Consider the following 8,880-nt stretch of genomic DNA (forward strand, 5'->3'; position numbering starts at 1 on the left):
GGATAAACCCTCCCCGCGGGCGGGGAGGGACGGGATGGGGGTAACCACAGGCCACGAGCTGAAGGCTGACCGCTGACGGCTGAAAGCTGACGGTTGAGGGCTTACCGCTTACCGCTTGAGCGTGAAAGTGTCGAGCACCTTGTTCTCCGGTGCAACTGCCGTGAAGGTCAGCCGTTCCTCGGAGGCCTCGAGCACCCCGAAGTGGGCTTCCACGGCCCGAACCAGGCTTTGTGGGACTGCCTTGAGGAAGCCGCGCAGGTAGGCCCCGCCACCGCCTGCGACGACGTGGGTGATGCCCTTGGCTTCCAGGCGTTCGTAGTCGTGGTCGTGCCCGGCCAGCACCAGCCGGACGCCGTACTTCAGCAGCAGGGGCTCGAGCGTGCCGCGCAGGCTGCGGCTGCCCCCGTGCAGGCCCGAGCTGTAGAGGGGGCGGTGCAGGGTGAGCACCTTCCAGGGGGCCTCCGAAGCGCGCAGGGCGGCCTCGAGCCAGCTTCGCTGGGCCGCGTCGAAGACCTCGGAGTAGACCACGAAGACCTCGAGGGCCCCCAGCCGGAAGCTGTAGTAGGGCCGCTCGACCTGGAAGAGCCGGAGCTGCGCCCCCAGCGCGGGCACGTCGTGGTTGCCGAAGGCGGGGTAAACGCGGACCTTCGGCAGGTCGTCGAGAAAGGCCTGGATGGGCTCCCCCCTGGGGTAAAAGTTGTCGCCCAGCGTCAGCAGCCCGTCGAAAGGCCGCTTCTCGTGGGCTTCGCGCATCGCCTGGGCTACCTTGGGGCGGTGAGGGCTGTCAGCCCCCCAATCCCCGATTACCGCCAACCGCTGGGCCAGCCCCGACGCACCCAGCAGCAACAGCAGGAGAACGATCGTTCGCAGCAGCATCCCGCCTAGCGTACCGGGTCCGCTCAGGGGACGCCGGTAATTGGTGCTGAGTGGGCAGCTATCAGCCGTCAGCGGTCAGCCATCAGCAAAAGGCGTGTGGCCCGTGGCTCGTGGTTCACCCCACCCCTTCCCTCCCCGCACGCGGGGAGGGGGTATCCCCCCAGCCCCCCTTGCTAAGGGGGGTAAAGAATAGTCGTTTTGCGTTTTGCGTTTTGCGTTCGGCGTTCGGCGTTCGGCGTTTGGCGTCTCGCGTACGACGTACGACCCGCGTTCGGCGTTCGGCTATCGGCTATGGGCTATCGACCATCGACATGCCTCACGCCTGCGCCGTGCTCCCCCCCGGCATCTTGAACTCGTCCACGCCGGCCTGCTTGAGCACCTCCTCGGCGACGAGGATCTCGGCCCCCGTGCGCAAGGCCAGCGCCAGGCTGTCGGAGGGGCGGGCGTCGACCTCGTACTCCACGCCGCGCTGCTCGAGCATCAGCCGCGCGTAGAAGGTGCCCTCCTTCAGCTCGATGATCTCGACCCGGTGCAGCTTGATGCTCAGCAGGTCGAGCACCGAGGCGAAGAGGTCGGGCAGCAGGGGCCGGGGAGGCTTCTCCTCGGAAAAGGCCGCGAGGATGTGCTGGGCCTCGAGGTGCCCGATGACGATGGGCAGGATGGGGCCGTTCTCGGCCCGCAGGAGCACGATGACGCTGCCGGAGTTGGGTTCCAAGCCCAAATTTTCGACTTTGGCCCTTACCATTGCTTCCTCCCAATGAGCTCACGAATCCGTAGCTCAGTATAGGCACCCCTCCCTGAACGCAGATGTGTAGCTTTGGGAGGTGAAGGACAGGGCAGCGCTGCAAAGCCTGCCGGGGGCCCGGGTGAAGGTGTCGTGGCCGGGGTTTGCCCTCTCGAGCTTCTGGGCCGCTTGGTACGAAACGTCAGGGGTACGATAAACTTTGGGGGTGAAAACGTACCCAGTCAACATCGGAGGGGTCACCCGCGAGTTGCCGGTCGTGCAGGTAGGGCCGGGCGTCGCGGTCGCCCTCCTCAACCTGTTGGGTGACACCGAGCTCGTCGAGGCCGCTGCCCAGGCGCTCGCCGAGAAGATGCCCGCCGACGTTGAAACCCTCATCACCCCCGAGGTCAAGGCGGTCCCGCTGGCCCACGCGCTCTCCCGTCTCACCGGCAAGCCCTACGTGGTCGCCCGCAAGACCGAGAAGCCCTACATGATCAACCCCGTGACCCGCACGGTGATCTCCATCACCACCGGCAAGCCCCAGCTCCTCGTGCTCGACGGCACCGACATCCCCCTCATCAAGGGCAAGAGGGTCGCCATCGTCGATGACGTGGTCTCGACGGGGAGCACCCTCAAGGGCCTGCGCGAGCTGATCGAGGACGTGGGCGGCCAGATGAGCGCGGTGCTGGCGGTCTTCACCGAAGGCAACCACCGCGACGACGTGCTGGCTCTGGGGCACCTGCCCTTGTTCGAGCCGGAGCAATAGGCTAGAGTTCGCTGGAGTAACGAGGTCAACGATGAGTATGGACACCTACCCCATCACGGTAGGCCGTGTCACCCGGCACGTGCCCCTGGTCGAAACCCTTCCCGGCGTCCGCATCCCCCTGATCGAGCTGATGGGCGACGTCGAGCTCGTCAACGCCTCGGCGGAGGCCCTCCTCAAGCACCTGCCCCCCGAGACCGACTACCTGCTGACCATGGAGACCTCGCCCATCGTGCTGGCCCACGCCATGAGCCAGATGTCGGGCAAGCCCTACGTCGTCGTGCGCCGCCGCCGCCGCCCCTACATGCAAGACCCCATCATCCAGGAGGTCCAGTCCCTCACCCTGGGCGTGAGCGAGACCCTATGGCTCGACAGCCGCATGGCCGAGAAGCTCATGGGCCAGAACGTGAGCCTGGTGGTGGACGTGGTCTCCTCGGGCGGGACCATCGCGGCGCTCGAGAAGGTCGCGGTGCGGGCCGGGGCCAAGGTGGTGGCCCGCCTGGCGGCCTTCCACCAGGGCACCAACAAGCTGCCCATCACCTTCCTCTCCGAGATCCCCATCCTGCAGACCGCCTGAACCTCGCGAAGCCGAGCCGGGGGCTTGGCCCCCGGCTCCGTCATCCTGGGGGGCGCTCACCACAGCAGCAAGCAGCGCTGGAAGGTCTGGCAGCGCCAGCTCCCGTTCTCGCGCAGGCACAGCTCGCCGCTCACCAGCACGGCCCTCGAGTCGAAGTCGGCCTCGAGCTCCAGCCGCACCTTCACCCAGTCGTTGCCCACGCTCCCCGGCACCCGGGCGTGCTCGGTGCTGAGGGCGCCGCTGCTGACGGGGACGCCCACCAGCGTGACCTGATACTGCACGCCGGCCCCGTCGGGGTCGAAGAGGTCGAGGGTGACCATCAGCGGGCCGAGGGCCCAGCGTACCGACTGGCTCGAGGCGAAGGCGAGGGTGGTGTTGGAGACTTGCGGGGGCCATTTGAACATAGCTTCGCCAACTCCTTTCTGTGGCAAGCCGCGAAACCGTCGCCGCCACGGACCTCATGCGAGAGCGTAGACGAGAGGCGTGAAATTTCCGGGAAATGCGCAGCCGCCGTCCGCACCTGCGGTGCTGGCACAAGCTCCATGCCCGGATCGCGGTTCCCGCAAGCACCTGCCGAGGACGAGGTGCCGGAGCTGCTTATACCGGATTCAAAAAGATAGTCGTCCAATCCAAAGAGCCCCGGAGGCCATCTTTTTGAATCCTAGAGCACTCCCTTCGGCCCTGTCAGTCCGGCGCCGAACGGCGCCGGACTGACCGAATCTGGTATTAGCGCTTGCGTCGCTGGGCGAAGATCCAGCGGGGGAGTTCCTCGTTGGCGTAGCCTTTATCCCAGACGGCGTGGCCCACCTCGTCGTACTCGGTGAAGCGGTGGGTTTTGTTGCCGCCCTTCTCGAGCGCCTGCCGCAGCACCCGGCTGAACTCCACGGGCACTACGCCGTCGTCGGTGCCGTGGAAGTTCCACACCGGCAGGTGTTGCAGGCTGAACATCACCCGGAAGGGGTCGGCGGCGCCGCACATGGGGGCGATGGCGGCGAAGCGGTCGGGGTAGAGGCAGGCCATGGTCCAGGTGCCGTGGCCGCCCATGGAGAGCCCGGTGAGGTAGAGCCGGTCGGGGTCGGTGCGAAATTCCCGCTCGAGCCGCCCGATCAGGCGGTAGACGGACTCGAGGACGAAGCCCTCCCAGCGCAGCCCCTCGGGGCACTGCGGCATCGCCACCACGCCCGGCCAGCGCTCGGGGTGCTGCTTGAGGTGCTTCGGAAGGCCCACGGTGGTCTGCTTCCGGCCGTCGCTGCCCCGCTCCCCTGAGCCGTGCAGGAAGACCACCAGCGGCCAGCCCTCTCTGGGGGCTTTGCCGTCCGGCACGTACAGCGCGTAGGGGAGGGTGTCGAAGGCGGCCTTGCGGTAGCGGAAGCGCACGCTCATGGCCCTCAGTTTAGGGCTTCTCCAGCACCGCCACCGTCACCGTGGCCTTCGACACCCGCTTTTGCGTGTACACCTCTGACTCGACGACGATCAGGCTCTTCCCCGGCTTGAGCACCTGGACCCGGCAGTTCAGGCGCTCGCCCCGCGCCGGGCGCAGCAGGTTGATCTTGAACTCGACCGTCAGGACGTACTGGCCCGGCCCGATCAGCGTGGCGGCGGCGGTCCCGGCGCTGTGGTCGGCCATCGTCGCCTGCACGCCCGCGTGGACGAAGCCGTCCTGCTGCTGGTGCTGCTCGCCGACCTCGAGCTCGGTTTGGCACCAGCCCTCGCCTAGGGGGTCGGCGTAGCCGATACTCGCGGTGCGAGTAACCTGGCGTCCACCAGCCGCATCCCGAGGTGGCGGATGAAGTGGGCGGTCTGGTAGAGGCGCTGGATTTCCTCGAGGTTGATGGGCTTTATGGCTTTATTCGAGGTATTGCTCGATCTCCATCGACCCGTGAAAGATGCCGAGGACGTCGATATCGCCCGAAGATTTGAGCAGGTAAGCGATCTTGTAGTGGCCGTGGACCAGCACGCGAATCTCTCCGTCGGATTCCGAGCGGTAGCTGTAGCCCATCTCGGGGAAGGACTCCAGCATCTCGACCCGCTGTAGAAAGCCGAAGATCAGCTTAGTGGCAGCCTCGGGATTGCGGGCTGCCACGTAGGCGTGGATTTTCTCGAGCCAGCGCTCGGCCTCGAGAGTCCAGTTTATTTTCGCCATGCGCCAATCTTCTGCTTGAGTTCCTCGGTAGAGACCACACGGTTGGCGCGGGAGTCCTCCAGACCGCGATCTACCATCCGGGCGAACGCCAGCTCACGCAGGATTTCCTCGAAGCTGCTGTCCTCGGGCTGCTCCTGGATGATCCGGGTCATGCGCTCCTTGACCGACATGCCTGGAGTATAGCTCACGCTCGTACCCGCATACCAAAGCCGGATATCAAAGCTCAGACCAACACCGGCTCCTCGTAGACCCCGTATACCGCCCGCAACTCGTCCATCATCTCGCCCAGCGTGGCGTAGGCCAGGGCGCACTCGACGAAGTGGGGCATGGTGTTGCGGCCTTCCTTGGCGGCCTGGCGCAGGCCCTCGAGCGCCACCTGCACGGCGATGGGGTCGCGCTCGCGGCGCACCTGGGCCAGCCGGGCGTTCTGCACCTTCTCCACCTCGGGGTCGATGAGCTGGATGGGCACCTGCAGGCCCTCCTCCTGGAAGGCGTTCACGCCCACGATGACGCGCTCGCCCTTCTCGACCTCCTGCTGGTAGCGGTAGGAGGCGTCGGCGATCTCGCGCAGGAAGTAGCCCTCCTCGATGGCGCGCACCACCCCGCCCATGCGGCGGATCTCCTCGATGATCGCCATCGCCTGGCGCTCCATCTCGTCGGTGAGCCACTCGACGTAGTAGCTGCCGGCGAGGGGGTCGGCGGTGTGGGTCACGCCGGTCTCGTAGGCGATGACCTGCTGGGTGCGCAGGGCGATCTTGGCCGAGTCCTCGGTGGGCAGGGCCAAAGCCTCGTCGTAGGCGTCGGTGTGGAGGGAGTTGGTGCCCCCCAGCACGGCGGCGAGGGCCTGGATCGCCACGCGGGCGATGTTGTTCAAAGGCTGCTGCGCGGTGAGCGAGACCCCGGCGGTCTGGGCGTGGGTGCGCAGCATCCAGCTCTGGGGGTTCTTGGCCTTGTAGCGCTCGCGCATCTGCTTGGCCCAGATGCGCCGCGCGGCGCGGAACTTGCAGATTTCCTCGAAGAAGTCGTTGTGGGCGTTGAAGAAGAAGGAGATGCGGGGGGCGAACTCGTCGATGTCGAGGCCGCGCTCGAGGGCCCAGTCCACGTACTCGAGCCCGTCGGCCAGAGTGAAGGCCAGCTCCTGCACCGCCGTGGAGCCCGCCTCGCGGATGTGGTAGCCCGAGACCGAGACGAAGTTCCACTTCGGCACGTTGCGCGGGCCCCACTCGAAGGTGTCGATGACGAGCTTGACGCTGGGCTCGGGCGGGAAGATGAACTCCTTCTGGGCGATGAACTCCTTGAGGATGTCGTTCTGGATGGTGCCGCCGAGCTTCTCCCAGCGGTAGCCCTTCTTCTTGGCCGCCGCCAGGTACATCGCCCAGATGGCGTTGGCGGGGGAGTTGATGGTCATGGAGGTGGTGACGTCCTCGAGGTTGATGCCCTCGAAGAGGATCTCCATGTCGGCCAGGCTGGAGACGGCCACCCCGCACTTGCCCACCTCGCCCTTGGAGAGGGGGTGGTCGGAGTCGTAGCCCATCAAGGTGGGCAGGTCGAAGGCGGTGGAGAGGCCCATCTGGCCCGCGGCCATCAGCTTCTTGAAGCGCTCGTTGGTCTGCTCGGCGGTGCCGAAGCCCGCGAACATGCGCATGGTCCACAGGCGGCTGCGGTACATCGAGCCGTACACCCCGCGGGTGTAGGGGTACTCGCCCGGGTGGCCCAGCTTCTCGTCGTAGTCGAAGCCTTTGAGGTCTTCAGGCGTGTACAGCGGCTCGGGGGCGATGTCCGAGAGGGTCTTGTGCGCGAGGGGGCGCTCGGGCATCTTCTCGAGGGACTTGCGGTAGGTTTCCCGCATCCAGGCGTGCTTGGGACGGGTCGGGGTCATAGCCGGATTATATAACGGTTTTGGGGCAGCAGAATGCCAATCCGTCAGACGATGGGTGAAAAGCCCGACAGTCGGGGCGGGGGAGGGCTGGCTATGATCGGGCGGTGGACCACTCCGAGACCGAGTACCTCGCCTCCGTCGAGCGCTGGCGGGCCGAGCGCGAAGCGCGCCTGCGGGCCGAGGACGGCTGGCTCAGCCTGGCCGGGCTGTTCTGGCTCGAGCCCGGCGAAAACCGCGTGGGCAGTGACCCCTCGAGCCCGGTGCGCCTCCCCGGTGAGCCCGGCGAGGTCGGGGTGCTGGAGCTCCTAGAGGACGGCGTGCGCTTCACGGCCCACCCTGGCGCCGGGGTCACGCTGAACGGCGCGCCCGTGCGGGAGGCCTGGCTCGAGGCCGACCTCAGCGGCCAAGCCGACACCCTGGCGCTGGGGAGCGTCAAGTTCTACGTGATCCGCCGGGGGGAGCGCTGGGGCGTCCGGGTGATCGACAACGCCTCGCCCGCGCGCCGCGAATTCCAAGGCCTGGCCTGGTTCCCCGTCGAGCCGCGCCTGCGGGTGCGCGCGCGGCTGGTGCCCCACCTCGAGCCCACCACCATCCCCATCGTGAACGTGCTGGGGATGGTGAGCGAGTCGCCCTCGCCGGGCTACGCGGTCTTCGAGCTCGAGGGCCGGGAACACCGCCTGCTGGCCGAGTCGAGCGACCCCGAGCGCTACCTCTTCTTCAACTTCCGCGACGCCACCAGCGGCCATAGCACCTACCCGGCCGGGCGCTACCTGAGCACCGAGGGCGTGCGGGAGGGGGAGTTCGTCCTGGACTTCAACAAGGCCATCAACCCGCCCTGTGCCTTCACCCCTTACGCCACCTGCCCCCTGGCCCCGCTCGTCAACCGCCTGGGCGTCGCCGTCGAAGCGGGGGAAAAACGCTATTCTATCCCGCGCGGATGAGCCCCGATAGGGACATTTGGTTGGGTACGAATCCACCTACTGCTGCTATGCCCTTTACCGTACTTTGGATTTCGAAGGAGAAGGAGGTAGGCATGGCAGCGGCAAGAATCAACACTAACGTTCAAATCCCCGAGCCCAACATCACGAAGTTCCTCTTCGCGGATGCGCGGCTCTCGCCCATCTGGCTCGTCCTGAGGATTTACCTGGGCTGGCAGTGGCTCGAGGCCGGCTGGGGCAAGCTCAACAACCCGGCGTGGGTGGGCGACAAGGCGGGCGTGGCGGTGGGCGGCTTCCTCGAGCGGGCCCTGGGCAAGACCACCGGCGACCACCCCGACGTGACCGGCTGGTACGCCTGGTTCATCCAGAACGTGGCCCTGCCCAACAAGGTGCTCTTCAGCTACCTGGTGACCTTCGGCGAGGTCCTGGTGGGCATCGCGCTCATCGTCGGCCTCTTCACCGGCTTCGCGGCCTTCTTCGCCGGCCTCATGAACGCGGCCTTCCTGCTGGCGGGCACCGTGAGCTCGAACCCCTGGATGTTCATCGTCGCCACCTGGCTCGTCCTCGCCTGGCGCACCGCCGGCTACCTGGGCCTCGACTACTACCTGCTCCCCCGGCTGGGCGTGATCTTCCGGAGAAAGGCGGAGGCAACGTCGTAGGCGCTTAGCAGGCTCTCCCTCCTGACCCCACGGTGATTCCGTGGGGTTTTTGCTGATGGGGTCGTGCGTCGTGCGTCGTGCGTCGTACGTCGTACGTCGTACGCAAGACGCCAGACGCCCTTTCTGCACCCCCCTTAGCAAGGGGGGCTAGGGGGGATAAACCCTCCCCGCGGGCGGGGAGGGACGGGGTGGGGTCACCGCGAGCCACAGGCTGACGGCTAAAAGCTCTTCACTTGCCGCTTACCTTCCCGGGCTCAGCACCGTCAGCGACGTGCCGGGGTAGAAGTGTTCGAGGATCTGCCGGTGGGTCTTGCCGGCCTT

12 protein-coding genes are annotated in these 8,880 nt (G+C 66.7%); 4 read left to right on the top strand and 8 right to left on the bottom strand.

What is annotated here, in order from left to right:
* Nucleotides 1-108: 108 nt before the first annotated feature.
* Both Mterra_RS15960 and Mterra_RS15965 read right to left on the bottom strand, forming a co-directional pair.
* Complete coding sequence (locus Mterra_RS15960; protein ID WP_119316071.1) at nt 109-876, bottom strand: metallophosphoesterase family protein; 768 nt, start codon at nt 874-876, stop codon at nt 109-111.
* 316 nt (nt 877-1,192) lie between these two features.
* Complete coding sequence (locus Mterra_RS15965; RefSeq protein ID WP_027892752.1) at nt 1,193-1,621, bottom strand: bifunctional nuclease family protein; 429 nt, start codon at nt 1,619-1,621, stop codon at nt 1,193-1,195.
* A 205-nt stretch (nt 1,622-1,826) separates the two neighbouring features.
* On the opposite strand from Mterra_RS15965, the gene Mterra_RS15970 reads away from it, so the two are divergent.
* A complete protein-coding gene (locus tag Mterra_RS15970; protein ID WP_119316072.1) occupies nt 1,827-2,366 on the top strand; it encodes a phosphoribosyltransferase family protein in 540 nt (179 codons plus the stop codon).
* 37 nt (nt 2,367-2,403) lie between these two features.
* A complete protein-coding gene (locus tag Mterra_RS15975) occupies nt 2,404-2,940 on the top strand; it encodes a type I phosphoribosyltransferase (protein WP_119316073.1) in 537 nt (178 codons plus the stop codon).
* Between the two features lie 56 nt (nt 2,941-2,996).
* Here the strand turns inward: Mterra_RS15975 and Mterra_RS15980 are convergent, their stop codons facing one another.
* The 6 genes from Mterra_RS15980 to Mterra_RS16005 form a co-directional block, all read right to left on the bottom strand.
* Complete coding sequence (locus Mterra_RS15980) at nt 2,997-3,344, bottom strand: hypothetical protein (RefSeq protein ID WP_027892755.1); 348 nt, start codon at nt 3,342-3,344, stop codon at nt 2,997-2,999.
* Between the two features lie 322 nt (nt 3,345-3,666).
* Nucleotides 3,667-4,323, bottom strand: a complete 657-nt coding sequence (locus Mterra_RS15985) for a carboxylesterase family protein (protein ID WP_027892756.1) — start codon at nt 4,321-4,323, stop codon at nt 3,667-3,669.
* Between the two features lie 10 nt (nt 4,324-4,333).
* The gene (locus tag Mterra_RS15990; protein ID WP_176582544.1) at nt 4,334-4,675 is read right to left on the bottom strand and encodes a PaaI family thioesterase; all 342 of its coding nucleotides are present in this window, start codon (nt 4,673-4,675) and stop codon (nt 4,334-4,336) included.
* Between the two features lie 111 nt (nt 4,676-4,786).
* Nucleotides 4,787-5,083, bottom strand: a complete 297-nt coding sequence (locus Mterra_RS15995) for a type II toxin-antitoxin system RelE/ParE family toxin (protein WP_119316074.1) — start codon at nt 5,081-5,083, stop codon at nt 4,787-4,789.
* Nucleotides 5,071-5,253 (bottom strand): hypothetical protein, encoded by a 183-nt coding sequence (locus Mterra_RS16000; RefSeq protein WP_119316075.1) that lies wholly within the window; start codon nt 5,251-5,253, stop codon nt 5,071-5,073. The genes Mterra_RS15995 and Mterra_RS16000 overlap by 13 nt, the downstream gene beginning before the upstream one ends.
* Nucleotides 5,254-5,306: 53 nt before the next feature.
* Nucleotides 5,307-6,962 carry an acyl-CoA mutase large subunit family protein gene (locus Mterra_RS16005; protein WP_119316076.1) on the bottom strand — a complete coding sequence of 552 codons (1,656 nt, stop codon included), beginning with the start codon at nt 6,960-6,962 and terminating at the stop codon, nt 5,307-5,309.
* Nucleotides 6,963-7,066: 104 nt separating this feature from the next.
* Here Mterra_RS16005 and Mterra_RS16010 point away from each other — a divergent pair, with 104 nt between their 5' ends.
* Both Mterra_RS16010 and Mterra_RS16020 read left to right on the top strand, forming a co-directional pair.
* On the top strand, nt 7,067-7,903 hold the full coding sequence (locus tag Mterra_RS16010; protein WP_119316077.1) for a DUF1684 domain-containing protein: 837 nt from the start codon (nt 7,067-7,069) through the stop codon (nt 7,901-7,903).
* A 92-nt stretch (nt 7,904-7,995) separates the two neighbouring features.
* Nucleotides 7,996-8,559, top strand: a complete 564-nt coding sequence (locus Mterra_RS16020; RefSeq protein WP_119316078.1) for a TQO small subunit DoxD — start codon at nt 7,996-7,998, stop codon at nt 8,557-8,559.
* The last annotated feature ends 321 nt before the right edge of the window (nt 8,560-8,880 follow it).

This window comes from Calidithermus terrae (assembly GCF_003574345.1).
GTDB lineage: Bacteria > Deinococcota > Deinococci > Deinococcales > Thermaceae > Calidithermus > Calidithermus chliarophilus.

Bases quoted from the DNA above. Each gene is read 5' to 3' on its own strand.
- Mterra_RS15960 (WP_119316071.1), bottom strand. From the start codon at position 876: ATGCTGCTGCGAACGATCGTTCTCCTGCTGTTGCTGCTGGGTGCGTCG.
- Mterra_RS15965 (WP_027892752.1), bottom strand. From the start codon at position 1,621: ATGGTAAGGGCCAAAGTCGAAAATTTGGGCTTGGAACCCAACTCCGGC.
- Mterra_RS15975 (WP_119316073.1), top strand. From the start codon at position 2,404: ATGGACACCTACCCCATCACGGTAGGCCGTGTCACCCGGCACGTGCCC.
- Mterra_RS15980 (WP_027892755.1), bottom strand. From the start codon at position 3,344: ATGTTCAAATGGCCCCCGCAAGTCTCCAACACCACCCTCGCCTTCGCC.
- Mterra_RS15985 (WP_027892756.1), bottom strand. From the start codon at position 4,323: ATGAGCGTGCGCTTCCGCTACCGCAAGGCCGCCTTCGACACCCTCCCC.
- Mterra_RS15995 (WP_119316074.1), bottom strand. From the start codon at position 5,083: ATGGCGAAAATAAACTGGACTCTCGAGGCCGAGCGCTGGCTCGAGAAA.
- Mterra_RS16000 (WP_119316075.1), bottom strand. From the start codon at position 5,253: ATGTCGGTCAAGGAGCGCATGACCCGGATCATCCAGGAGCAGCCCGAG.
- Mterra_RS16005 (WP_119316076.1), bottom strand. From the start codon at position 6,962: ATGACCCCGACCCGTCCCAAGCACGCCTGGATGCGGGAAACCTACCGC.
- Mterra_RS16020 (WP_119316078.1), top strand. From the start codon at position 7,996: ATGGCAGCGGCAAGAATCAACACTAACGTTCAAATCCCCGAGCCCAAC.